We start from the raw sequence: 21,540 nt of genomic DNA on the forward strand, positions 1-21,540 counted from the left end.
TTCGACAGACGGAGCGGCGCCTATGTGCGGAAGGCTTTCACAATACACCGGGATTCATGACTTCGTTGCGGCGCTGAGCATGCCCAATGCGCTGGAGAACTCCGTGGGCGACGAGCCGATAGAGCGTTACAACGTGGCGCCGACGACCGCCGTGGCGCTGCTACACCTGCAAGGCGAGTTGCTGCACGCCGACCCGGTTCGTTGGGGATGGCGACCGCATTGGGCCAAGGACCGCGCCGCGCCGATCAACGCGCGTGTGGAAAAGGTCGCCCACGGCCCCTTCTTTCGGGCGATCTGGCCGCACCGAGCAATCACGCCTATCGACAACTGGTTTGAGTGGGTGGATGAAGGCGGCCCCAAGAAGCAGCCCTACCTGATCCGCCGGCGGGATGGTGCGCCGATCTTCTGTGCTGCCATCGGCCAGCTGCCGGATGCCGATGAAGGCCCAGGCGAGCATGACGGTTTTGTGATCATCACCGCCGACAGTGCCGGGGGCATGGTGGACATTCATGACCGGCGACCGGTGGTGCTGACACCTCATCTGGCGCGGGAGTGGCTGGACCCCGCCACGCCCAAGGAGCGCGCCGAACAAATGTTGTTGCACCAGGGCGAACCGTCCGATGTATTCGAGTGGTTCAAGGTCGACACGGCCGTGGGAAACGTGCGGAACAAGGGCCCTGAACTGATCAGCCCCATCAGCGTGTAATAGCCCGCACGTACGCCTGGCACGCGCGCAATGCGATTATGGCGTTGTCTCCGTCATCGGTGATGGCGACAATTCGTTGAGCATGCGCTGGGTCAAGTTGGGCTCGACGGGCTGCATGAACCACGCTGACGGCGCCGGAGGCGGTAGGCACGTTGCAGCCACTGGCTGAATCCTCGGCAAGGAGGACTGACAGCCGCACATCAGCAGTAGCAAGGCGGTCACGCAGCAGAACCTGGTTGCGCTGGGCATCGGATAATTCCTTGGTGTGTTTTTGGTCGGCGGTGGCCAGGGCCTGCTCGGTGGCAACTCGCTTATCCTGCTCGGCGCGGGCCTGATCTGCGGCGGCATTGGTTATCGCCGCCAAATCATCCTTGTGCAGACCGGCCTGCTCGGCGAGCTTCTTGCCCATGCGCCAGTCCTGTACCTGCCAGGTCACGCCGGCGGCACTGGCCATCAGCAGCAGGATCAGCGCTGCGAGGCCGGCCAGCTTCTGCACCGAGGTCATGCCAGCACCTTCAGCGCTTTGTCGTACAGCGCCTGGCGGTCGGCCTGTCCGGTGAGCCCACCATTGATGCGCCTGGTGATCTTCTCGAATTGCCCCTGATCCGCCAGCATGTTCAGGCCATTCGTCGACCAGAACCAGGCAGCTGACATAGCGGCGTGCTGGGGCAGCTCGAGCAATTCAGGCTTGTTGATCAGGTCCAGGCCCAGGGCCTCGCCGCACGCAGCATAGTTGGCTCGCCCGGTGACCTGGATCAGGCCACGCCCGCGGTACTTGGAACCGTCTCCCTTCACGGTGTTGCCCAGATCGGCGCGGCCCTCGTACCCAAGCTGCTGGGCGGTCGGCCCCCAAACTTCCCGCACGTAACGCAACTGGCCCGACTCGTGGCCGATCTGAGCAATGAACGCTGAGGCGCGCGCTGCGCCCACAATCGCGTACCGGTTCATTGCCGCATTTAGAGCGGATACAAAAACGCCGGCTTGGCGGCCGGCGTTCGGGAGGATCTGCAGCAACTGCTGCTCGGTGATCGGCATACTTTTCTCCAGGCAACAAAAACACCACCTAAGGGCGGGCTATACTAAAAATTCAATTAGGGTGAGCTTATGCAGAATATTTACATTCGAGACGCTGTGATTATTCCCGGTACGAACCTGCTAAAGGTTGCAGGCCTTGAACCTCTGCCCGTTAATCTCGATAAAATTACTCGCGATGACATAAAGCGTATTGCTGAGTGGGCAGGCGAACATGCGCAGGAAGCACCGACTTATGGGTTTTCCGGCGCAAGCTTCCATTCCGATTGAATTCGGAAATCTTTTCTCCATGCGAAAAAAACCGCACAAGGCGGCTGGTGGTCGGCTTCAGCAATTACGCAGGAACATCAGGCCATTCGATCGTTTGAGGGTAATCCGCTTGGTCGGGAACGCGGCTGAGTGCCACGCGGTACTTCTTCCACGCCTTCAGTGCGGCCAGGTCGGCATCGGTCGCTTCGTCGACATCGACCGCGTCCTGAAGTGGTGCGATCGCGTAGTCGGCGGCAGCGCGCAAGCGATTGATTTCGGTCTGCGCCTCTACCAAAGGATCAGCAGCCGGCGGCGGAACGACAATTGCCTCCAGATCCGGGACCAGGATGTGCAGCGTGATCATTGTTTTCAGGTCATACGGCTGGCCATCCATCGTGACGGTGACGGTCAACAGCCCGTCGGAGAACGACGTATCAACGAGTGCCTGGTTTTCCGACGGGTGCAGCGAGAAGCCCCAGCCCTGGTCCAAAGGTGGAAACGGAACCATGCCCAGTGCACCGGTCACGCAGTACACACCCACGTCCTTACGGTAACTGCCCACGTCGATCCCGCCAAGCGAGGTCAGGTCGTACATCGCGCCAGTAGCGCCCACGATATTGATTGCTGCTCTTGCCATGATTAAATCGCCTTAAGGGTGCCGTCTTGGGCACGGGTGGTGTTTCCATCGTGGTAAATCTTGCGCCACGGGTCGCCCGCTCCACTTGCGGCGACGGTCCGGAACATCAAGTTCATGCTGTTCCCCGTAACCACTTGTGCAACGAGATCCATAGCGCAGTTTTGGAAAGGGTACTGAGCGCGAATGCCCGCCCAGTAAGCGCCGCCTGCGGGCACCACCGTTGTGCCGTCCCCGTAGTTAATGAAGTGGCTGCCTTGCTCGATAAACGCGGAGTTTCCCACCATGGGTGTTGGTGAGCTCACGTCCTGGATGTTCCCCGCAGCGCTACCCACTGCCTTCAGTGCCGCCGACCCCAGTCCAAGATTTGCGCGCGCGGCCGCGGCCGAGGTCGCCCCGGTACCACCATTTGCAACAGGAACAGTAGTCATGCTCGCCACTGGGCCAAGCCCGGCAAGCGTTGCTCCCCACTGCTGAACCAGCACGTTTACAGCATCGGCCAAAGCCTTTGGGTAGCCGTTCACGGGCACGATGCCGTAAACAGCGCCAGCGGCGTTGGCACCGCGGTACGCCGGCGAGATCGACACGGAGGTATCGCTCGACGGGTTGATCACTTGATAAATGCCGTTATCCGGCCCAACGAACATGTCGCCGGATCGGCAGTTAGAAAACTTTGTACCGGCACCTGTCACGGTGGCGCTGCCATTCGTGACGGTGACGGTTCCTTCTGAAAACCAAGAAGCCATGTTTTTCTCCAATCAGAAATTATAATTAGCCCTTCAAGCAAACGAATTAGGCTTGCATTTTCGCAAACACCGCCGGTATAAAAAACGTTGTTTGTGGCGTGGCTCCAATCGTTATCGCCCACAACCTGTTCGCTGGAAAATCCCACCAACAATACAAAGACGCTGAACGAAATGAGCTCCCAGCCACATCCATACCAAAGTTGTTAATCAGCATGTACTCATCGCTAGAGAACACGAATGGCACACTGAAATAAACCATGGACAGGCCTTGAGCGTCTCTGCCTGAAGTTACGAAGTTCCAAGATGCAGAAGACCGGCTGAACACCGCGCTGGGAGTGCCTGTGTCAAATATCAGAGACTCGTTCTGATCGTAAAGTCTGCCTCCCCACAAAGCGGTCGGACTCGCTAAGTAAGCTGCCGCAAAGTAGCTGCCTCTTGGCTGCGCCGTGTTCACGTCATACGCACGAACGTAAAAACCCGTCCAATTACCAGGCGTCCCCAGGATGAGAACCCTGCAGAGCCCTGCAACAATTCCAACATTGTCAGGCTTAACAAAGACTAGAGGTGGTTCTTGAGTGGTTATGACTTTCTCAAAGTTGGTCGCAGATCCAAGGCCGGACTCTTGTGTTGGAATAAATCGACCTTTCGACAAAATTGAAAGTCGAGCATATTCAGAATCAATAATGACTACATCTTCGTTATTGATAAATTCAAATCCCCAGCCCATCATCTGTACCTCGAAACAATAAGCCTTTGCGTACCCTCTCCAAATCGTCCATCAACTGCTGTTCTATGCCCGCGCCACACTCTTATCTGGCCGACAAGTATTTCGGGCTCGTATTGAATTGTGTTCAAGCCAGTTGAATACGGCCCAATCGGTAGGACGATAGCGATGCAGTTTTGTGGAGTAACCCCTGGCACAGAGAACGTCTGTGACGCACCTGTGCCAGTTGCCGCGCCGGTGAAGGTAACGAGCGTTGAGAAAACAGTGCGCAATGTGAAAGAGGCGGGGCCAATTTGCTGGACCCCGTTCTCGTCCCACGTACCCAGGCCATATTCAGCCATCAGGAAAGCCTCCCGAACTTGCCGCGACGTTTCTCGTTCGCGTCGAACACCGAGATACCGCTGTTATCGAACAGGCTAGAGCCGTCGGTGCCCTCGCCACGCACAGTGATCGTGCCTGCCGGAATGTTGATTTCCAGCAGTGGCCGCCCTTTCGAGTCCGCCGTCGGCGAACGAAGCACCATGCCGAGGATGATTTCCTGAATGATCGCCTTGCTGATGATCGCGGTGTTGAACACAGCCTGCCCGTTCTCAATCACAAACATCGGTACAACCTTGCCGTCGATTTCATTCACGACCGCCATCCGTTGAGCCATGATCAGGAACTCCGACTGCGACCCGTTTGAGCCGAAGGCAAGGCCAGTGGTCACCCGCCTACCATCCACAATGGTTTGTGCCTGGAGCGTGACCTGCGCGGATACCCTGTTGTCGAGGCCAACTACGGTCTCGCTCACGGATCGGACAGAGGCGCTTGTCTGGCCAATGCTCGATTGCAGCGTTTCCGAAACCTTGGCCTGGGCCTCGATTTCAGATGCTCGCACCTTTTTCTCAGTGCTGATCGCGGCGGTGGACTCCCAGGCCTTGATAGCGCCCGCAAGATCGCCAGCTCCATCGTCGCCCCGGACGGAAGCCCGTAGCGCCTCGTTGCTCGACGCCTGAGAAATGATCTTTCCGTCAAGGTTGGTGACCTTGCTATCGAGGCTCGTGATCGCCTGGGCATTGCCGATCGCCTTTTGATCGATCGCAGAAAGATCGCTTTTCAATTGGGTGATCTGCGCCGCCGACGTCTCGCGGTTGCTGGCCACCACCTGCTCAAGGACGGTGAGCGACGACCTGTTATCGCCTACCTGCGCGCCAAGGGTGAGCAACTGCTGAGCCATTGCATAATTCTCGCCGGCTCGTGTTTTGCGCTCGACCGCAAGATCTGCCGTCGACGTCCAGCCCTTGAGAGCGTCGGCCAGGTCGCCGGCGCCGTCATCACCACGAGCAGCAGAGCGCAAAGCTTCCACCGAGGTAGCGGTGGCCAGCACCTTGCCGTCGATCTCTTCGATCTTGGTTTCAATGATCTGCACTTGGGATGCCAACGCATTCGCTGTTTCCAGGATAGTGCCGATATCGGTCCAGTGATCGGCGTCTGGCGGGGCCGCTCCCACGGGCACCGGGCCTTTCGCTTGGTAGAGGTGCTGATCCAGCCGGACAATGTCACCCTTCAGATAAGGCTTCGCAGGATCGTAGGCGAGTGCATCACTTACCTGTTTGATCAGATCTTCCAGTTCCTGCTTGGCTTCCTCGAGGCGTTCGTTCACAGAGCCAGGCCCGTCTCCGGTGATCAGTTCTATCTCTTCGCGCAGGCTCTGGTACAGGGCGCCCTTGCCGATTTTGTCGGCGTAATACGCCTCATAGTCGCTCTGCTTGGTACTGGCCTGGCCGTTGACCGCGCCAGATACCGGGAAAAACGGGCCAATATTGCCCGACCGGTCCACCAGGCGGGCCCAGAAGAACAACGTCGCGCCGGGCAGCATGGCATGCATCTCATGCTTCGCTTGCGGATAGCTGAAGTCGCTCAGCTTGATCGCGGTCGTCAGGTCAGCCGATTGGCTGTACCAGATTTCCGTGCGCTCGGTGTCCTCTGCACCTGGTGGGAAGCCCCATTGAATGCCGATGCCGTAAACCAGGCTGGTGGTGGTCAGGAACGACACCGCCGGCGGCAGGCCGGTTTTGCCTTGCAGGTTCGTCAGGATCGAATTTTCCCAAACCGACGAGATGTCGAAGGCACTCACCGCGCGCACCCGAGCCAGGTATGCGCCCGAATAGATGCCGGTTACGTCGACGCTCGTCGAGCCGCTGCGCTGCACCTTGATCCAGTTTCCGCTGTCCTTGCGCCACTCCACGTCATACGCGACGGCGCCGGTGACGGCCGGCCACGAGATGTTCATGGTGGTGATCGCGATGCCCTGATTGACCGAGTAGCTCGACGTCAACGTGACGCTGGCCGGTGCCGGTACCACCGTGATCGGAATCACACTGATCGGGCGCTCTTCCAGGCGCGCGCCAGTGTCGATGTGAGCAAACTTGCTCGGATCGTACTGAACTGCCGATATCTCAAACACGCCTGGCTCTGGCCGGGCAACGCTCACCACGCGGTAGAGCGGGATGGCCAGGTCGTCAGCATCCAGCGCCCACACCAGTTCGGGCTCAGGCGGCACGGAATAGGCGACCGTCACAGTGACCTGCCTGCCGCTGACAAGCTGAACCGTGCGGCCCTCGCACTTGCCGTCAGGCAGGTTGAGGATCAACCGGTCGCCGGGCTTGGCCTGGGTATCGCGGTCTAAAGTGATGACCGTGCCGTTCACCGCCGAGATGCGCCCGCCCACCGGCCGACCCGCAAGCAATTCGTCCGCGATAGGGATCACGTAGCCAGGCAGCGGAATACGCCCGTCCAAGCCAACCTTGAAGGTTACCGCCCGGTCCTTGGAGTTGGTCAGCAGCGCCCACTTGCCACGGCGCTGGGCTTCTGACTCGCGAGTGCAGCCGATGGCGCTGATCTCCAGCGGGTTGTCGCCGTAGCGCCGCTGCAGCTTGGCGTCGGTCACTGCGGTGACGTCGGTGTCGAAGTTGTTCAGCGGGTTGTCGTAGCTGATCAGCGCCCGAGTGTACCGGGTACGCTCCGACGCACTGGAGTAGGTGAACTTGCCGTCAATGACGTTCGCACGGGTGTAGGCGAAGTCGAAGTCGGTAGCGCGCGGCATATCAGCCAGGGTGAAGACTTGGCCCTGGGCCCAGTAAGTCATGCCTCGGTATATCGTGGAGATGTCACGCAGCAGAGACCAGGCGTCGGCCTTGCTCTGAAGATTCAGGTTGCAGATGAAGCGCGGCTCCTGGCCGCCCTTCCCGTCCGGCACCAACTGATCGCAATACTGGGAGATGCGGTAGAGCTCCCACTTGTCAACCATCCACGGTTTGATGCGGCGGCCAAGGCCGAAGCGGTCGTTCGTGGTTATGCCGTAGGTGTGCCAGACAGGGTTATCGGTCCACGCTTCCTTGAAGGTGCCGTCCCAAATTCCGCTATAGCTGCGGGAGGCCGAATCGTAGTTGCTCGGCACCTGCCATTTGCGGCCCTTACAGCGGATCGTGACGGCCGGGATGCTGCGGAACTGCTCTGCCGAAAACTCAATATAGAGCAGCGCGGTATTCGGGTATCGAATCTTCGCGTCGATCACCTCGGTAAAGCCGGCGATCTGCATGGTGTCGGAAATTTTATTGTTGTTCTGGTTGATAGTAAGCCGCGTGACGCGAATCAACCAACCGCTGTTTGCCTTTGGCAGGTCAATACGACGCGTGCGCTCATATATGGTCGTAGTCTTGCCGTCGACAGCCTCACTCAGAACCTGCTGATATGCGCCGCCGTCCGTTGCCAACTCGACCTTGTACTCAATCCGGTACCCGTTGATGTTGCCGCTGGCATCTACTGACTGGAGTGCAGGCCACGCAAGGCGCACACGCATAGCCGATAACTGGGTATTGGTGATCGCTCGAACCCACGGCGTGGTGCTACGAAGCTCGACGCCAATGGTGATTTCATTCTCGATAGATGGGATGCCCTGGATATAGGGCTGATCGACTGAGCCTGTCCGCCATTCCCACTTCACGTTGGGGAAGTTCATATTGCCTTGAGGATCTTGCAAGGGCGTGCCGTCAACGCGAATATCACTGGCGGTAGGCATGCCCTCAAAGTCACCCTCACCAACAGCTATAAGCATCTTCGCGAGCGCGATCGAGCGCAGACTGTCAGGAGCTTCCGTCGGCGTTTTTGGCTTATCGGAGCCGCCCTTGGCGCCGTAGATGTCGAGCTTATGTGCTGCGCCCATGCTTTTCTCCAAGCAATAAAAAACCGGCTCATAGCCGGCTGCTGTGTTGCGGGTGGTTCTTACATCTGGTCTTCGGCGTAAATCCCAGCGCTAGCGATCGCGCCTCCCCAGTCCCTTTCGCCTGCGCAAAGCGGTACCGGGTTACCAGATGCCGTGGTGTTCTTGGCGCTGCCGAAGGCGTAGCCGGGGGTGTTCTCGGGCGCGGCGCTGGTCTTGAGGCCACCAGCCTGGGGGCTTAGCATCTGGATCACGCCTCCCAACGCCATTGAGCCGCCCATCATTACCAAGGCAGAACCGAAAGGCGCTCCGGCACCGAACGTGCCGCCGGTGATGACAAGACCGACAACGATCAGTACGGCGCCGATGATGGTTTGCAGCGCCCCGCCGCGCTTACTGCCGGTGATGACCGGGGCAATTCGAATATCTCCGCCACCAGCAAACCCCAACTCCTTTTCTGCCAGGTTCGTCTTCCCTCGGAATACGGCAAACTCAATCCCTCTAGACTTGGCGTTCGACAGGTAACGTTCGAATCCGGGGATCTGCACACAAAGCGCCTTGATCGCCTCTGCTGGTGACCTCACAGCCATGCGGAAGGACCGGCCAAACTGCCGAAGTTGCCCATAGAGCATGATCGTGGTCATGGGCTGATAATTAATAGCGAGTGCTGCCATTGAGACTTCTCCGGACAATAAAAAAGCCCGCCGAAGCGAGCCTTGAATAGATGACTGATCGTCTAAAGACAACTCTGCAATGCAGTCAGCCTTTTGTTGGCGATCCAGTTACCAACCACCACATAATATTTCGCCACCGAACCAGCACCCTGCGGCTGAATGTCCACGAAATATTGGGAGCCTTCTGTAAAGACCGTATATCCATTATCCCGCCCCGGCTGAAGCGTTGCGCCAGGCGTACCCCCGAATATTGGCTGGTTCTGCCACTCGTAATGAACGCACTTAGCCAGTGCAGCGTCTGATTTTTTTGAGGTCAGCACTTTGTATGGCCCCTCTTGGCGGGCCTCGTTCATCGTTGGTGCCATACACCCCGCCAGCATCGCCACCGCTACCGCCGCTATCAAAATTCGCATGTCGTTCCCTCTTTGGTTTGGCGGGACTGTAGCACTGGGGACCGGTTGCAAAAAGCCCAGCGCGGGGCTGGGCTTTGGAATATCGAAGCCAAGAGTTATCCCGCGGTAACCAGGACATCATTATCAGGATATGCAGTTCTTTGCTCAAACAAAAGAGTGTCAATCGCCTCTTGATGAGTAAAAACGAAGAACGACTTCGCGCCTGTTGAGCTCGTAGAGCTGCCCGGCTTTTTACGCTGATATTTTGCCCGGAACCACTGCTTTTTGGGTTGCTGCGCCATGGGTTACTGATCCTTGTAGTTAACGAAATGCAGTAGGCAAGCATAATAGCCAAACGCCATTCATCAACCAACTGAACAAGCATCCAGCGTGGATGAAATGCCAGTAACGCCCAGGCCGCTATCAGTAGTAGCTTTTGGCCTCCAACCCAGAAGGAACTGAGCAATGGCCAAGCAACCCACGAACGGTGGCAAGGAATGGACGGCAGCAGAGATCACTCAGCTGCGCACCCTGGCAGCAGGTAACACCCCCACCCGCGTAATCGGCCTCAAGCTTGGCCGTTCCGAGGCGTCCATCTACAGCAAGGCCGCCGAGCTGGGCATCAGCCTCAAGCCGACGAATCAGTCACCTTACAATCGCAAGCCTTGAGGGTTGCTGTGGCGCGCTCGTAGGAAGCTCTCAGCTCATCACTCCAGCTGTGTCCATGATCAGCCAACGCCAACGCGAGAGCATCCATCGTGCGCGCGATGTCGCTACGTTCGATTTGAGTCATTTCGAAATACTCGAATGAGTGAAAAAGGATTTCCCCAGTCCTACGCGTGCAAGCCCAAGGACTGGGATAGCGCCAATATCGGCGCGTTTATGACCTGGAGGTCAATGTGAACGAAGGACAAACCATCTTCCCCTATATTATCGTCACCGCGAAAGACGACTACATCCCAGTAGCGGAGAAATTCGCCTACAAAGGCGTTGAAGTGGGGTGCGGTGTCATCACCTTTTTGTCAGAGTCGGATTTTGGGACCATCTACGACGCGCTAAAAAGCGTTGGCTCAGGGTATGCGCTGATCTTGGCTGATGATCTTAACTACTTCGGCGACGGCAATTTCGATAGGGCCTTCCATCACATCAACTGACCTTCGTTCTGCTTCCGGTAAAAAGAAGCTTGCCACCGACAACTTCGATTTTACCGCCCTCGGAAAGATTGTACGGGCCGCTGAGCAAGTACTCGGCGCGCCCGTCCTGAACATCAATTTCGACTGGCTCCCGATTTGGCTTATTACCCAGCATCGAGCGCCAAGCGATTACCGGGCTGAACTTATCGATCTTTTGCATACCCACTCCTGCGGCCATGCCGCGTCATGTTAGTCATTTTGCATCTTTGTGCCTGAGAATCAGGCGAGTTCGATCATGCCAAGGCCCACCGTAGACGATGATCTCCGACGGCCTTCCGTAAAGGTGGTGCAGCAGGAATGGGCCGGGGCCGAAAGCGCCCGAATATTCACCAGGCAATGCCGGATCTTTGCCGAGGTAAATCCCAGCGTGGTTCGGGTGAACTGTCCGGCCCACATGCATAACGATCAGATCGCCGCGCTGCGGCCGGTCGACTCGCACAAAGCCGGCCGCGTCGTAATGTTGCTCGTACAGGCTCGCGTTCTCCGCACTCTCCCACCAGCCGTCGGTACGCTGGAAGGCTTCGAACTCAAGCCCCCATTCACGCTGGTACCAGTCAGCGCAGACCTGCCAGCAATCCCAGGCGCCGTGCACGAACGGACGCTTGAGCAGCGGCGTGCAGCCCGTTGGGGTGATCGTGCGCATATCGCCCTCAGGCCAGCTCAGAATGTGCCAGGGCAAGGCGGTGGCCTCGCACATGGCCAGGTCATGCGGTGACGGCTTGCTGGTGGCGTCCGGGTGGGAGTGAACGATGCCGATCACTTCGCCCAAGTCTTCCGCTGCGGCGTAGTCCTCGGGATCAAGCCGGAATTCTTCGTTAGGCTCCGCGGCGATGTTCCGGCATGGAAAGTACTTCTGCGCGCGGCCGACGGCCAACAACAAGCCGCAGCATTCTTTCGGGTACTGCGCGGTCGCGTGCGCCTGGATCGCCGCGATGATGTGCTTGCGCATGGTCAGCTCCGGGCTATCAGGGAAACGGCGGGGAATCCACCGAAGGAGAGCTCGTTGTTCTCGCCGAAGCGCAACTTGCAGGACGACAGGCAGCCCTTGCACTGATCCAGTGCTGGATCATCCGTGGGATTGTCCTCATCGTCGAACATGGCTGCGCCGGTGTAGCCGCAGTCTGGCCCCCGGTAACCGTTGGTCATGGCCCAATGGCAGAATGTCGTCATTTGCCGGCCGGGCAGCCCGTGGTTGTCGATCTCGCCCGGGGAAGACAGCTCCCAGACCACAGCCTCGCCGTCCTCGCTGGTTTTCTGGTCGATGTACCAGATCTCCAGCGCCTCCTGGGTCGGGTCGGCGGTTGGGTTGCCCTCGGGGAAGTTGGCCGCGTCCAGGTACTGGGCCAGGGTCTCGCGAACCGTCAGCTTGAACTTCAGCATGTCCTCGAAGGCCAGGCACAACGCCGTGACACGCCCGTTGACGTTGCCGGCAGCGAACGTCGGCCGAGAAGCGGTACCGTCGCTGCTCGATGAAATGCCCTCAATCTGCACCGGCCAGGCCGCGTACTCTTGGCCCTGCCAGATAATCGACTTGGCGGGCAAGTCGTCCTCAGAATACTCGTAGGCCAGCAGTTCCTCAGCCGTGTGCGGGATTGCGTGGCCGTGAAAGCGCAGGTAATCCGCGCCGTATTCAGTACCGTCGATTTCATACAGGCGAATTTCGCCGCCGGGCTCAAGTTTCTGGATGTCCGTGATGAGTGCCATGGGCGGTTATCTCAGGGCTGAAAGGTTTGCTGGAAGGTGGCGGTGACTGCGTAGACCTGGCCGCCCCGATGCACCGGCTTATAGCCATTGCACTTGTAGAGGCCCAGCTCGCCGAGCGGCGGCTCCCACAGGAAGCCCTTCGCACCCTTGTGCCGGTCGAGGAAGGCCATGATTTCCTTGATTCGCGGTTTCAGACCGGTAAAGGTCACCGGCCAGGACTGCGACAGATTGTTCAGGCCATCCTCGACCGACTGCTCGTAGCCATCGCCGAACTGCTTGGAGCGGACGCGCTGGGCAATATCTCCCTCCGCGCCCTTCTCCGTGGCCCAGGTAAATCGTTCGATTGCCATCAGCGCCCCTTAATTGCTTTGTTGATGACGCCGCCCTGGCGCATGTCCTTCGAGCGCAGCTCTTGATATTTCTGTTCTACGAAGGTCGCCAGCTCTTTGCCAAACAGGTCGTAGCTTGGTGCGTCAGCAGTAGACGACGCGTTACCGTCACCATCGATGTGCACTTCTACATTGATCTGCGTTGCGCCTGCTCCACCGCCGCCCATAGCCATGACGCCAAGCTTGCCGCTCGACGTGCGAGTCAGCGGCATAATCGCCTCCGCCCCCGCCTCGCCCATGACGCCTGTTTTGCCTCCGGCCATGCCGAATGCCGTGGGTTTGCTTACGACCGAGTTGGTGAACGCACCGCCGGCGGCGAACATCTGGACGCCGCTCGCCCATGCGCCACCTTTGGCCTGGGTGACTCCGGACCAGCCTGCCAGCACTTCAGGGCTGTAGCCTGCAGCAGTTGAGCCAGCCGATGCTGGTGTCGCGCCTCCGCCGAAATACGCACCTGCTGCCGAAACGCCAAGGCCCACTAGAGAGCCGAGCAGTCCCGATGCTGCTTGACGGGTGGCGATGCGCGCCATATCGGCCAGGATCGACTTGGCGAAGTCCGAGAACGACGCTTTACCGGTCATGGCGAAGTTGACGATCGAATCCTCCATGGAGCTGAAAGCGTTGCCGAACAGGCTCTTCGTCTGGCCGGCGATGTCCTTTGCTGAGTCCAGGTAGTTTTCCCATGCGGCCGTTGCACCCTTGGTCCAATCACCCTGGGCACTTTCCACGTCTGCGTAGTTCTGCCTGATCTGATCGGTGGCTTTCTTGTTCGCGTCAGCGAGCGCCTGCGACTTGCGGGTGAATTCCTCGTCCGACATTTTGCGTGACGGGTCGGATCGCTGGTTTTCCAGTTCCAGCGACTGCAGAGCAAACCGGTCTTGCTGGCTGTTCAGTTGCCCGTTCAATGCGTTCTGACGATCACCCTGGCCCACGCCCAATACTGCGCGCTTCCCAGCAAGCTTCAGCGCACGCTGTTGCTGACTCAGCGCCTGCACGTAGGAGCTGATTGCCCGCTCCTGCTTGGCGATCCTCCCGGTCTCGTTGGTAGCCAGCACTTCAAGCTGGCTATCCGCGTCCTTCTGCGCCTTGACCATGCCCGCGCGCGCATCGGCGATCTTCTGGTCCAGCTGGATGCTTTGCGCGGCCGATGTTGTCTTCTTGGCCTTTGACGCCTCCAGGGCCGATATCTCGGCTTCGTAAGCAGCAGTCACCTGGTCAAGCTCGTTGCCGATCAGCGCCTGGCGCCGCAGCAGATAGTCTTCCTCGGACAACAGGCCAGCCTTCTGCGCCGCTTCTAGTTCCTTCTGGTAATTTTTGTAGGTGTCGGTGATCGCTGCAAGGTTGTTCTTGGCATCATTGAAGCCCGTCAGGTCAACCTGGGTGCCGGCTGTTTTGGGGTCCTTGAACTTGTCATTGATGTTGGCAATGTTCTTGTCGATCGCTGCCTGATTGAGCCGGGAATCTTTCGGGTCGACCTTGCGGATATCCTCAAGCCATTTCTTGTACTCCTTTACCGCCTCGACGCGCTTTTGCTCGTTTGTCCATGAAGACTTTGTGAGTGCATCGATCTTACCCATGGACGACACTGCATCGCCCTGCGCCTTCGCTTGTTCGCCCTCCCACTTGGCGATATCGGCCTGAGCGGCCTTCTCGTCCTCAAGCATGTTCAGGCGGTTTTGCCGAAACTCAATCAGCGAGTCTTTGGACTTTTTGTTTTGGAACAAACCGTCCATGTTTTGCGCTTCAAGCAGGTCTGCTTTCGCGCTTTCAATATCCGCGTTGATGTCGCGACGACCAATATTCTTGATCCCGTCGGCGGCGCGCGCCACGGCGTTGTAAGCCTTTTCCCAAAGACTGAGGTTTGCCAGAATCTTTGGAGTGCGCTCATTGATCGCATCAGCGTAGGCATCGGTCGCGAGCTTCACGGCACCGGCGTGATCGCCCTGCTCTTCCAGCGCGGCAATTTGCGAGTAGACCGAGGCGGTGAGGTAGTGGTACTGCTCGTTCAGCGCTGCCGAGGCTTTAACCGGGTCATCGGCGAGCTTCACGAACTCCGCAACCGTCTCGCTTACTGCCTTGCCCGTGGCTTCCTGCATCGACACTGCGGCCTGGGTGATTCCGGTAAAGCTCTCGCCAGCGATCTTTCCGTTGTCCGCCAGCAGCGCCAACACTGCGGCCGCCTGGCCAGTGGTGCCCACGGTAGCGCTGACCTGCCGCGCCATGTCGCCAAGTTGTCCGGCACTGACCCCGGCGTAGTTACCGGTCAGAATCAACGATTTGTTGTAGCGGTCCTGCTCTTCGCTGCCCTTGTAGAAAGCAACGGCGAGGCCACCAACCGCGGCGGTGGCCAGTGCTAACGGCGCCAGGATAGCCAGCAACCCGGCAGCGCCCGCACCAGCACCGGCGCCCAACTGCGCGACGGCACGAACGCCGCTACCCCAGTCACCCGACGAGAGCGCATTACCAAGCTGAACAACGTTTTCCTGGGCTTGTCGGGTGCCGAGGCGGAGTTTGTCGAAACCGGTGGCGGTCTTTTCGAGCTTTCCGTAATCCTTCTCGATCTTGCTCAGGGCGCTGTTGTACTGTTCCTGGCTGATCCGGCCCTCGTCGAGGTGTTTGCCGAGCTGCTCGATCTGATTGTCCAGTTTTGCCAGCGCCGCGCGGGCCGGGTCAATGGCGCCCAGCAGGCTGTTCAGCGCCTTCTGCTCTTCCATCGCAGACTTGGCCAGGGCGATCTGCTGCTTATCGAGCTGAGCCGAGATCTTCGCTGCCTCGGCCTCGCCATAGGCGCCGGTCTTGGTCAGCTTGGCGAGAGCGTCGCGCTGCTTCGCCAAGTCCTGGGTGGTTTTGGCGCTGGTGGACAGCGATTTTTCCAGCGCCTGCATTTCGTTCATCAGCGAAACGGCGGACTGTTCGGCCCGGCCGCCAGCCTTCGCCATTTCATCCAGGCTCGTTTTCGCCTGGATTGCATCGGCCGAGTCGATCTTGACGCCGAGTTCTGCAATGTTCATCGACTCACCTTGAATAAGTGCCCGCGTTTACGGGCTGTTTTCCCTTTCTTCCGCCATAACGCGCAGGGCTTCGCCTTCCAACACCTGAAGGTCAGGGAAGATTTCAGCGAGTTTCTTTTTCTTGATGCCGAGGAATCCGGCTACGTCGCGGATGCTGCTGTAGTCGAGACCGATCGCGCCGCCGGCGCCTGCTCGCCACTGGGTGGACATGCGGTTGAACAGCAAGAATGCTGGCCAAAGGCACGGCCAAACATCGAACTCTTCTTCCATATCCTCTGCGTCCCAGCCGAAAGCAGCGATCTGCTCGGCATCCGGCGGGGACTCATACAGGGCGCGGGCGGCGCGTATCAGTTTCCCGTGCGGGCCTTGGAATAAGCATCCTGATAGGCGTCTACGATAGCCTCGGTTGTCCCCTGACAGGACGTCACCAGCGCCTTGATGCTCTCGTCGTCAAACTTGTCATCGAACTCCCAGCCCACAACCAGATCCTTGATTTGCTGAATCTGGTTTTCGGTGTCGACAGCAACGATTTCGGACACGGAGGGCTTTTCGCCGAACTTATCGAGGCCGTCCTTGCGCCGCTGGTTCCACTCGTCGAACAATGCCGCAAGCTCGATGCGGTTTCGATATTTGAAGGTGAAACCCACCTTCACCGGATCCTGGCCTACTAACGGGACCATCACGGCCCCCAGAAAGGTCGGTGATTGGGCGATCTTGAACTTCGCCATGATTAAGCCCCGCCGCCAGCGACAACAGGCGCGCGATACGCGGTGATCTCGGCGTTGATGGTGAAGCCGAAAGAGACGGCCGCGCCTTCGTTACGCACCAGCGTCGGCGTCTTGTTGAAGGAAGCATAACCGGCGTAGTAGATCGTTTTGCCGTTGGGCAGCGACATACGCAGGATGCGTACTTCCTTCTCGCGGTCAGCCTTATCGAGCTCTTCGTACCAAGCCAGGCTGTCATCATCGGCCAACTGGAAGGCGAAGGCCTGCGCGTTCTTGGTGGTCGGGATCTGCTTGTCGCGGCGCGCTTCGAGCGGCGCGTAAGTCCAATATTGCTGCTCGCCGCCAGACATGGAGTTGCCGATCACCTGGTTGACCGCTACCCAGCCGGTAACTTTCTTGGCAGTGCCGCCGCTGATGCCGTCCGGGAAGAAAGCAACATTGGATGTGTCGATACCTTCCAGGGTAAATGCGCCAGCGGCAGCATTGGATACCCGCACGGCGCGCTCGTTGATGTCCTCCCAGCCGGACGTGACGAGCAGAATGTCGCCATTCGCAAAGCCGTTTGCGGCGCTGGTGGCGACACCGGGGTTCGCGTTGCTGATTGCGGAGATTAGCTTGGCGGCAGCGAACCCGCTGGAAATCGAAAGCGTTGCCCCGTTGGGGAAATAGACAGACATGGGTTTTCCTCTATGCAGAAATGACAAAACCCGCTCAATGGCGGGTTCAGGATTTGCCCAACGGGCGGGTTACGGGGTGGTATCGGAGCGGTAGGTAAACGAGAGCGGCACGGTGTAGGTTGAGTCGCCGACAATGCCTGGACCGACATCTACAGGCGTCATGGGCGTTACTACGAATCCGTTCTTCACTTCTCGCACGTACAGCGGGAATAGCGCGATGATCTCGGCGGCAAGTGGGTTTGTCTTTGCTTTGCCGGTGCCGGCAGGCGCGATGATGCTGACCTGAAACACGCCGGTGTAAAGCCGGTGATCGCCGCCGAGCGTGTTGCTCGCGGTGTCGCCCGGGATCGTGAAAGCCCGCAGATACGTCTCATCAGCCGCCGGCGTGTAGGCCGTGTTCTCGAACACAATCTTTAGCTTCTCCGGCCTGGCAGCATTCCAAGCTATGAGCTTGGCCTCGTAGATCGAGGCGATGATTGCGTGACTCATACCTGGTTGCTCCTGATGGCCTCCAGCACGATCTGCTGGAAGCGAGCCACGGTTACCCGCACCATGCCGCCGGGGGCCTGGGTGGAATGGCCGAACTCCAGCGGGATCGCGTAGGGCAAGTTGTTGATGAGGTAGGCCATCTGGCCGGCGGTGAAGTCGCTCATTGCTGCGACCAGCGCGGCAGTGGTTTCTGCGCCGCTCGGGTCTACCTCGTCAAAGGTGACGTTCTCAACCACGCCGAGCGAGATGTGCCAATTCGCACGGAACCGGCCCCCGACGTAGCCTTCCGGCGCGACGATATCCATGCCGTCGTTGAGCTTGCGGCCCTTCTTGAGCCTGCCGCCCTTGGTAAGGTTGGCTGGATCGCTGCGCAGCGCGCTGTTGTGGTCGTCGACGGCCTTGTTGTACTGGGTGGCCACTGCGTTCTGCGCCCAGATCTCCGGATTGCCCACGGGAGACATCCGAATCAGGCCACTGCCGACCTCGATGATGATCTCGCGCACGCTTGCATCGATCGCTTCGCTGGTCTGGGCGGCAAACTCGGCCAGGCTCAGGGCGAAGCTTCCGGATTGGCCGGCACCGGCCCGGCTCACGACCGCACCTGCAGCTCATACAGGATCGGCGTGCCGGCCGGGTTGACCTCTTTCAGTGGCGGGACAATTGACCAAGTGCGGCCCTGGGCAACCACTTTGTCGAGCAGGCCTGGCACCCAGGCCAATCCCTGCGCCGCGATCTTGAGCTTCTTGTCGCCCTGCCGGATGAGGGTGCTGTTCTGGAATTCGAGGCCGGTGAAGTCGAGCAGAATGCCCTGGGCGATCTGTTCGACAATGGCGCCCGGCGCTTCCCCGCCCGTCTCCGGATTGTACTCGCCTGGCTCAGTCTTGCTGATGGCTACAGGCTGGCCGAACTCTGTGATCATCTCCAGAGCCATCACGGCCATTTCGTCGTAGAAGGCCATGTTGGCTCCAGATGTGAAAAGCCCAGCTATGGCTGGGCTGACTATTGGTTAATCCGCTTCCTGCGCAGATCAAGCAGCAAGTCTGCTATTTGCGCTGACGCATCAGCGAGATCGCTTTCCGTTTTTGGGGCGCTAGCGAAATACGAGCCACCGGCCTTCTGGCGGTTTTGCTGCTGATCCCACTTCCCTTGAACAGCACCGATCGCTGCTGCTGCAAACTTATCCCAAGCCAGCATTTCATCATCGTCTTGAAACTTCATACTCACCTCCAATGTGTTAGGAGGCATGAAGCTATCACTATGCTCGCACTGCGAACAGCCCGCGCTTTTGTAGGTAGTCGGCAAACTGCGTTGCACTCGGTCGATCCGGCGCCGCCGGCAGCAATCGATTGCTGGTGTTCGATATCGCCGCGTACTCGCGAGTTACCGCGCCCTCGACGCGCTCCAGCGTCACAGCCCCCTTGCGCTTGTCGATTGGATCGATATCGTCCTGATGAATCTCGGCGGCCAGGGCCATCTGCCCGTACTGGATGCGCGCCGGCAGGTAGTTGTTCGGCTTGATCTCGCGATCCAGCAACACTTCCCGGCGCGGCCAGGATAAAGCCTGCTCGCTATTCGACTTGCGGCCCTTCCAGGTCATGCCATCCATCACCAAGGCGGCCCGGCGAAGCAACGCCTCTTGCGCCGGAGCGCCCGCAGGGATGACCGCGCCGAATTTCACGGCATACAGGGCCAGATCCTCGGCGCTCGCATAGCTTTCGGCGTCAGGCTTGCCAGTGCCGTCCTCGATGATGAGCATGATTACTCCTTGACTTCGTTCAGGCGGTCAGCCTCGGCCTTCGCTTCATCGGCAGTGCCGACGAACTCGCCGAATCGTACACCGTCGCGGGTGATGATGATCCACTGGTCGTTCGATTCCAGCTTCTGAATGTAGACCGGCTCGTCTTCGGTGCCGTCCTTGATGGTGCCATTGGTGCCACCGTTCAGAACATTTTTGCCCGTCCTCTCTTTCCCGGCAGATACCTTGTCCTTGGCAGTCCTTGCCTTGCCAGCAGCGGAGGTAACCGGAGTCTTGCGAGTCTGTACTTCCACCTCGATCTCGGCGGCATCGTAGGCGGCTTTGATCTCAGGGTAATCGCCCACGATAACGACCTTGGTCACGCCACGCTCAACTGCGCGGAACAGATCGGGATTGCGGTAGCGCTTGTTCGGGTCGAAGTCACCCAGCTGGTTGCTATAAACGAGTTCCATGATTCTCTCCATGGCGGCCATTGCTGGCCGCGTCTTGGGGTGGGTATCAGCCGGCGGCAGGCGGCGTGGTGGTCAGGGTAATCATCACGCCGGCGGTGACCTTGTTGCTGTCCGAGTGCTTGACCCAGTTGGCGGCCGAACCAACAGCGGCCAGGGTTGGGTTGGCACCGCCAGTGGTTTCCTTCCAGCTGTAGCCCAGCACGTCGATGTTTACGGTGCCTTCTGCGCGGTAGCCTATGCCGAGGTTCTCTTCATCGTTCACCTCGTAGGACCGGAAGCCAGGCGCCTGCGACTCGGTGATCACAACGGCATTCGGCAGCAGGCCGAAAATCACGTCAGCCGGTGCGGTGTCGGTCACCAGCACTGGCTTGCCAAGCGTGCCAGGCAGACCGCCGTAGATGACTACGCCGGCTTCCTCGTAGACCTTGTTCGCGATCGCCTCGTCCACGATGTCGAAATAGGCCGACGAGTGCATGACCCACAGGGCAATGCGGCCGAACTTGTCGCCGAATTTGCGCATGCCGCGGGTCAGGGTCTTCTTGCCGTCGGTTTCGATGTTTGCCGAGACAACCATGCCAGCGTTGGAGCCGATCGCGGCACGCAGAGCTGCGGTGGCGTAGTGAATGAAGCCTTCCAGGGTAGCGTCTGCCACATCAACGCCGATGATTTGGGAGAACTCATCCACCGGACGGCCGCGACGCTTGAACGCCTCTTCGGTGGTTTGGTATGGGCCATATTTCCACGGAGCCTTCACACCAACAGCTTCGCCAGCGCCGATCTTCTTCGAAACCACTTTGGCTTCGGAGTTGACGTCGCGGTGATCCAGCCCGCCGCCGAGCTTGTAGAACGCTCGTTTGCGGAAATCGCCTTCGATCATTTCGTTGTCAAGGACGATGGCGCCGTTGGAGGATGCGTTGAACACATCCAGGTTGTCCTGGACGCGCTCCAGGTATGCGGTTTGCGCCTCATCGTTGTAGATGATCAGGTCGCTGTTTACGGTTGTCGCCATGGGTATTTCCCCTTACTTGGGCAATTGCAGGAATGCGGTTTGGCCGTGCTTGCGCTGGTAGTCGCGCTTCTGCTCGGAGGTCATTTCGGAGCGCTTGAATGCAGCCTGGCCGCCGCCCCCGCCCGGGGCTTGTGTTCCTGAAGCCCTTGGCCACAGGTGGGGTGCGCTTTCGCGCAGAGATTCCGCCCATTCGAGCGGGGTCAGAGGGGTCTTGCCGTCTTTGCCGAGGATGGTCTGGCCGGACTCATCCACAGCTACCGCTTCGCCATCTTCATTCAGCGTGAACACGCCTTTGGCGCGCAGGATGATGTCGTCCGTGGCTTCAGGGATCGCACCAGCCTTCAATGCAGCGCTGCGCACCGCGTCCCCCAGGACTTTGCCCTGGAACTTGGCTGCGAAGGACTCAGCCTTCTCCGCGCGCGCGCTGACGGTCTTCAACTGCTTGTCGTATTCGCCACGCAAGCGTTCGGTGCGCTTATTGAACACCTCGTCCACCTTGCCCTCTGTCAGCAGCTTGGTTTCCTCGTCTTGGCCGGCACGGCTGAGTAGTCCTTTGACGGCATCGATGTCGATGCCTTCGAACTGGGTCTCGAACTGGGTCAGCTTGCCGGACGTTTCTTTCAGCTTGCCCAGCAGCTCGTTGTTTTTGGACTTCAGCCCAGTCACGGAGGCTTCAACGGCAGTCGCGATAGCGGCCTTGATTGCCGGGTTTTCCAGGTCGATTTCGTTTTCTTCTGCCACGTTGATGCACCCCTTGGGTTTGGTCGCCCGCTT

The 21,540-nt window shown here is 59.1% G+C and carries 29 protein-coding genes; 4 read left to right on the forward strand and 25 right to left on the reverse strand.

Annotation, left to right across the window (positions count from 1 at the left end; genetic code table 11):
• Positions 1–22: 22 nt before the first annotated feature.
• A complete protein-coding gene (locus BOP93_RS13730) occupies positions 23–706 on the forward strand; it encodes an SOS response-associated peptidase family protein (RefSeq protein ID WP_104503053.1) in 684 nt (227 codons plus the stop codon).
• On the opposite strand, the gene BOP93_RS13735 is transcribed toward BOP93_RS13730, so the two are convergent.
• A complete protein-coding gene (locus tag BOP93_RS13735) occupies positions 696–1,211 on the reverse strand; it encodes a lysis system i-spanin subunit Rz (protein ID WP_104503054.1) in 516 nt (171 codons plus the stop codon). The two genes, BOP93_RS13730 and BOP93_RS13735, sit on opposite strands and share 11 nt — an antisense overlap.
• Positions 1,208–1,741, reverse strand: a complete 534-nt coding sequence (locus BOP93_RS13740; protein ID WP_104503055.1) for a glycoside hydrolase family 19 protein — start codon at positions 1,739–1,741, stop codon at positions 1,208–1,210. Before BOP93_RS13740 ends, BOP93_RS13735 begins: the two co-directional genes overlap by 4 nt.
• A gap of 69 nt (positions 1,742–1,810) precedes the next feature.
• On the opposite strand from BOP93_RS13740, the gene BOP93_RS27435 reads away from it, so the two are divergent.
• Positions 1,811–2,008, forward strand: coding sequence for a hypothetical protein (locus BOP93_RS27435; RefSeq protein ID WP_157943502.1), 198 nt, complete (start codon positions 1,811–1,813; stop codon positions 2,006–2,008).
• Positions 2,009–2,072: 64 nt separating this feature from the next.
• On the opposite strand, the gene BOP93_RS28010 is transcribed toward BOP93_RS27435, so the two are convergent.
• The 7 genes from BOP93_RS28010 to BOP93_RS13775 form a co-directional block, all read right to left on the reverse strand.
• The gene (locus BOP93_RS28010) at positions 2,073–2,624 is read right to left on the reverse strand and encodes a tail fiber assembly protein (protein ID WP_104503056.1); all 552 of its coding nucleotides are present in this window, start codon (positions 2,622–2,624) and stop codon (positions 2,073–2,075) included.
• 2 nt (positions 2,625–2,626) lie between these two features.
• Positions 2,627–3,367 (reverse strand): hypothetical protein, encoded by a 741-nt coding sequence (locus BOP93_RS27685; RefSeq protein ID WP_205885757.1) that lies wholly within the window; start codon positions 3,365–3,367, stop codon positions 2,627–2,629.
• A gap of 46 nt (positions 3,368–3,413) precedes the next feature.
• Positions 3,414–4,094 carry a hypothetical protein gene (locus BOP93_RS13755; protein ID WP_104505289.1) on the reverse strand — a complete coding sequence of 227 codons (681 nt, stop codon included), beginning with the start codon at positions 4,092–4,094 and terminating at the stop codon, positions 3,414–3,416.
• Between the two features lie 337 nt (positions 4,095–4,431).
• A complete protein-coding gene (gene gpJ / locus BOP93_RS13760; protein WP_104503057.1) occupies positions 4,432–8,298 on the reverse strand; it encodes a TipJ family phage tail tip protein in 3,867 nt (1,288 codons plus the stop codon).
• A 59-nt stretch (positions 8,299–8,357) separates the two neighbouring features.
• Positions 8,358–8,969 (reverse strand): tail assembly protein, encoded by a 612-nt coding sequence (locus BOP93_RS13765; RefSeq protein WP_104503058.1) that lies wholly within the window; start codon positions 8,967–8,969, stop codon positions 8,358–8,360.
• A gap of 62 nt (positions 8,970–9,031) precedes the next feature.
• The gene (locus BOP93_RS13770) at positions 9,032–9,382 is read right to left on the reverse strand and encodes a hypothetical protein (RefSeq protein WP_104503059.1); all 351 of its coding nucleotides are present in this window, start codon (positions 9,380–9,382) and stop codon (positions 9,032–9,034) included.
• Positions 9,383–9,477: 95 nt separating this feature from the next.
• A complete protein-coding gene (locus tag BOP93_RS13775) occupies positions 9,478–9,663 on the reverse strand; it encodes a hypothetical protein (RefSeq protein ID WP_104503060.1) in 186 nt (61 codons plus the stop codon).
• Between the two features lie 163 nt (positions 9,664–9,826).
• Here BOP93_RS13775 and BOP93_RS13780 point away from each other — a divergent pair, with 163 nt between their 5' ends.
• Both BOP93_RS13780 and BOP93_RS13785 read left to right on the forward strand, forming a co-directional pair.
• Positions 9,827–10,030, forward strand: coding sequence for a hypothetical protein (locus BOP93_RS13780; RefSeq protein WP_057009022.1), 204 nt, complete (start codon positions 9,827–9,829; stop codon positions 10,028–10,030).
• Between the two features lie 230 nt (positions 10,031–10,260).
• Positions 10,261–10,515 carry a hypothetical protein gene (locus BOP93_RS13785; RefSeq protein WP_104503061.1) on the forward strand — a complete coding sequence of 85 codons (255 nt, stop codon included), beginning with the start codon at positions 10,261–10,263 and terminating at the stop codon, positions 10,513–10,515.
• Here the strand turns inward: BOP93_RS13785 and BOP93_RS13790 are convergent.
• From BOP93_RS13790 to BOP93_RS13865, 16 genes are all read right to left on the reverse strand, one after another.
• Positions 10,508–10,714 carry a hypothetical protein gene (locus BOP93_RS13790; protein ID WP_104503062.1) on the reverse strand — a complete coding sequence of 69 codons (207 nt, stop codon included), beginning with the start codon at positions 10,712–10,714 and terminating at the stop codon, positions 10,508–10,510. The genes BOP93_RS13785 and BOP93_RS13790 overlap by 8 nt on opposite strands.
• A gap of 33 nt (positions 10,715–10,747) precedes the next feature.
• Positions 10,748–11,503 carry a C40 family peptidase gene (locus BOP93_RS13795; RefSeq protein ID WP_104503063.1) on the reverse strand — a complete coding sequence of 252 codons (756 nt, stop codon included), beginning with the start codon at positions 11,501–11,503 and terminating at the stop codon, positions 10,748–10,750.
• A gap of 2 nt (positions 11,504–11,505) precedes the next feature.
• Complete coding sequence (locus tag BOP93_RS13800; RefSeq protein ID WP_104503064.1) at positions 11,506–12,258, reverse strand: phage minor tail protein L; 753 nt, start codon at positions 12,256–12,258, stop codon at positions 11,506–11,508.
• A gap of 11 nt (positions 12,259–12,269) precedes the next feature.
• On the reverse strand, positions 12,270–12,608 hold the full coding sequence (locus tag BOP93_RS13805; protein WP_104503065.1) for a phage tail protein: 339 nt from the start codon (positions 12,606–12,608) through the stop codon (positions 12,270–12,272).
• Positions 12,608–15,658, reverse strand: a complete 3,051-nt coding sequence (locus BOP93_RS13810) for a phage tail tape measure protein (RefSeq protein WP_104503066.1) — start codon at positions 15,656–15,658, stop codon at positions 12,608–12,610. Before BOP93_RS13810 ends, BOP93_RS13805 begins: the two co-directional genes overlap by 1 nt.
• 27 nt (positions 15,659–15,685) lie before the next feature.
• On the reverse strand, positions 15,686–16,009 hold the full coding sequence (locus BOP93_RS13815; protein ID WP_416350657.1) for a DUF1799 domain-containing protein: 324 nt from the start codon (positions 16,007–16,009) through the stop codon (positions 15,686–15,688).
• Positions 16,006–16,386 (reverse strand): phage tail assembly chaperone, encoded by a 381-nt coding sequence (locus BOP93_RS13820; RefSeq protein ID WP_104503067.1) that lies wholly within the window; start codon positions 16,384–16,386, stop codon positions 16,006–16,008. The genes BOP93_RS13815 and BOP93_RS13820 overlap by 4 nt, the downstream gene beginning before the upstream one ends.
• Positions 16,387–16,388: 2 nt before the next feature.
• Complete coding sequence (locus BOP93_RS13825) at positions 16,389–17,060, reverse strand: phage tail protein (protein ID WP_104503068.1); 672 nt, start codon at positions 17,058–17,060, stop codon at positions 16,389–16,391.
• Positions 17,061–17,129: 69 nt separating this feature from the next.
• Positions 17,130–17,549 (reverse strand): phage tail terminator-like protein, encoded by a 420-nt coding sequence (locus BOP93_RS13830; protein ID WP_104503069.1) that lies wholly within the window; start codon positions 17,547–17,549, stop codon positions 17,130–17,132.
• A complete protein-coding gene (locus tag BOP93_RS13835) occupies positions 17,546–18,142 on the reverse strand; it encodes a hypothetical protein (protein WP_104503070.1) in 597 nt (198 codons plus the stop codon). Before BOP93_RS13835 ends, BOP93_RS13830 begins: the two co-directional genes overlap by 4 nt.
• Positions 18,139–18,507 carry a hypothetical protein gene (locus BOP93_RS13840; RefSeq protein ID WP_104503071.1) on the reverse strand — a complete coding sequence of 123 codons (369 nt, stop codon included), beginning with the start codon at positions 18,505–18,507 and terminating at the stop codon, positions 18,139–18,141. Before BOP93_RS13840 ends, BOP93_RS13835 begins: the two co-directional genes overlap by 4 nt.
• Positions 18,508–18,548: 41 nt before the next feature.
• A complete protein-coding gene (locus BOP93_RS13845; RefSeq protein ID WP_104503072.1) occupies positions 18,549–18,767 on the reverse strand; it encodes a hypothetical protein in 219 nt (72 codons plus the stop codon).
• 37 nt (positions 18,768–18,804) lie between these two features.
• Positions 18,805–19,308 (reverse strand): DnaT-like ssDNA-binding protein, encoded by a 504-nt coding sequence (locus BOP93_RS13850; RefSeq protein WP_162303229.1) that lies wholly within the window; start codon positions 19,306–19,308, stop codon positions 18,805–18,807.
• Entirely contained in the window at positions 19,308–19,757 is a 450-nt protein-coding gene (locus tag BOP93_RS13855) for a CTP synthase (RefSeq protein ID WP_237140356.1), read from the reverse strand. Before BOP93_RS13855 ends, BOP93_RS13850 begins: the two co-directional genes overlap by 1 nt.
• Before the next feature lie 46 nt (positions 19,758–19,803).
• Positions 19,804–20,766 (reverse strand): major capsid protein, encoded by a 963-nt coding sequence (locus BOP93_RS13860; protein WP_065950825.1) that lies wholly within the window; start codon positions 20,764–20,766, stop codon positions 19,804–19,806.
• A 12-nt stretch (positions 20,767–20,778) separates the two neighbouring features.
• A complete protein-coding gene (locus BOP93_RS13865) occupies positions 20,779–21,507 on the reverse strand; it encodes a hypothetical protein (protein ID WP_104503075.1) in 729 nt (242 codons plus the stop codon).
• Positions 21,508–21,540: the final 33 nt, after the last annotated feature.

The organism is Pseudomonas orientalis, assembly GCF_002934065.1.
In the GTDB taxonomy this organism is placed as follows: Bacteria; Pseudomonadota; Gammaproteobacteria; order Pseudomonadales; family Pseudomonadaceae; genus Aquipseudomonas; species Aquipseudomonas orientalis_A.

What these genes read in the sequence shown, in the direction of transcription:
- BOP93_RS13825 (WP_104503068.1), bottom strand. Translation starts at nt 17,060, where the DNA reads ATGTCTGTCTATTTCCCCAACGGGGCAACGCTTTCGATTTCCAGCGGG.
- BOP93_RS13735 (WP_104503054.1), bottom strand. Translation starts at nt 1,211, where the DNA reads ATGACCTCGGTGCAGAAGCTGGCCGGCCTCGCAGCGCTGATCCTGCTG.
- BOP93_RS13805 (WP_104503065.1), bottom strand. Translation starts at nt 12,608, where the DNA reads ATGGCAATCGAACGATTTACCTGGGCCACGGAGAAGGGCGCGGAGGGA.
- BOP93_RS13845 (WP_104503072.1), bottom strand. Translation starts at nt 18,767, where the DNA reads ATGAAGTTTCAAGACGATGATGAAATGCTGGCTTGGGATAAGTTTGCA.
- BOP93_RS13770 (WP_104503059.1), bottom strand. Translation starts at nt 9,382, where the DNA reads ATGCGAATTTTGATAGCGGCGGTAGCGGTGGCGATGCTGGCGGGGTGT.
- BOP93_RS13820 (WP_104503067.1), bottom strand. Translation starts at nt 16,386, where the DNA reads ATGGCGAAGTTCAAGATCGCCCAATCACCGACCTTTCTGGGGGCCGTG.
- BOP93_RS13840 (WP_104503071.1), bottom strand. Translation starts at nt 18,507, where the DNA reads ATGGCCTTCTACGACGAAATGGCCGTGATGGCTCTGGAGATGATCACA.
- BOP93_RS13730 (WP_104503053.1), top strand. Translation starts at nt 23, where the DNA reads ATGTGCGGAAGGCTTTCACAATACACCGGGATTCATGACTTCGTTGCG.
- BOP93_RS13795 (WP_104503063.1), bottom strand. Translation starts at nt 11,503, where the DNA reads ATGCGCAAGCACATCATCGCGGCGATCCAGGCGCACGCGACCGCGCAG.
- BOP93_RS27685 (WP_205885757.1), bottom strand. Translation starts at nt 3,367, where the DNA reads ATGGCTTCTTGGTTTTCAGAAGGAACCGTCACCGTCACGAATGGCAGC.
- BOP93_RS13740 (WP_104503055.1), bottom strand. Translation starts at nt 1,741, where the DNA reads ATGCCGATCACCGAGCAGCAGTTGCTGCAGATCCTCCCGAACGCCGGC.
- BOP93_RS13765 (WP_104503058.1), bottom strand. Translation starts at nt 8,969, where the DNA reads ATGGCAGCACTCGCTATTAATTATCAGCCCATGACCACGATCATGCTC.
- BOP93_RS13855 (WP_237140356.1), bottom strand. Translation starts at nt 19,757, where the DNA reads ATGGAACTCGTTTATAGCAACCAGCTGGGTGACTTCGACCCGAACAAG.
- BOP93_RS27435 (WP_157943502.1), top strand. Translation starts at nt 1,811, where the DNA reads ATGCAGAATATTTACATTCGAGACGCTGTGATTATTCCCGGTACGAAC.
- gpJ (WP_104503057.1), bottom strand. Translation starts at nt 8,298, where the DNA reads ATGGGCGCAGCACATAAGCTCGACATCTACGGCGCCAAGGGCGGCTCC.
- BOP93_RS13860 (WP_065950825.1), bottom strand. Translation starts at nt 20,766, where the DNA reads ATGGCGACAACCGTAAACAGCGACCTGATCATCTACAACGATGAGGCG.
- BOP93_RS13790 (WP_104503062.1), bottom strand. Translation starts at nt 10,714, where the DNA reads ATGCAAAAGATCGATAAGTTCAGCCCGGTAATCGCTTGGCGCTCGATG.
- BOP93_RS13800 (WP_104503064.1), bottom strand. Translation starts at nt 12,258, where the DNA reads ATGGCACTCATCACGGACATCCAGAAACTTGAGCCCGGCGGCGAAATT.
- BOP93_RS13810 (WP_104503066.1), bottom strand. Translation starts at nt 15,658, where the DNA reads ATGAACATTGCAGAACTCGGCGTCAAGATCGACTCGGCCGATGCAATC.
- BOP93_RS13755 (WP_104505289.1), bottom strand. Translation starts at nt 4,094, where the DNA reads ATGGGCTGGGGATTTGAATTTATCAATAACGAAGATGTAGTCATTATT.
- BOP93_RS28010 (WP_104503056.1), bottom strand. Translation starts at nt 2,624, where the DNA reads ATGGCAAGAGCAGCAATCAATATCGTGGGCGCTACTGGCGCGATGTAC.
- BOP93_RS13775 (WP_104503060.1), bottom strand. Translation starts at nt 9,663, where the DNA reads ATGGCGCAGCAACCCAAAAAGCAGTGGTTCCGGGCAAAATATCAGCGT.
- BOP93_RS13780 (WP_057009022.1), top strand. Translation starts at nt 9,827, where the DNA reads ATGGCCAAGCAACCCACGAACGGTGGCAAGGAATGGACGGCAGCAGAG.
- BOP93_RS13830 (WP_104503069.1), bottom strand. Translation starts at nt 17,549, where the DNA reads ATGAGTCACGCAATCATCGCCTCGATCTACGAGGCCAAGCTCATAGCT.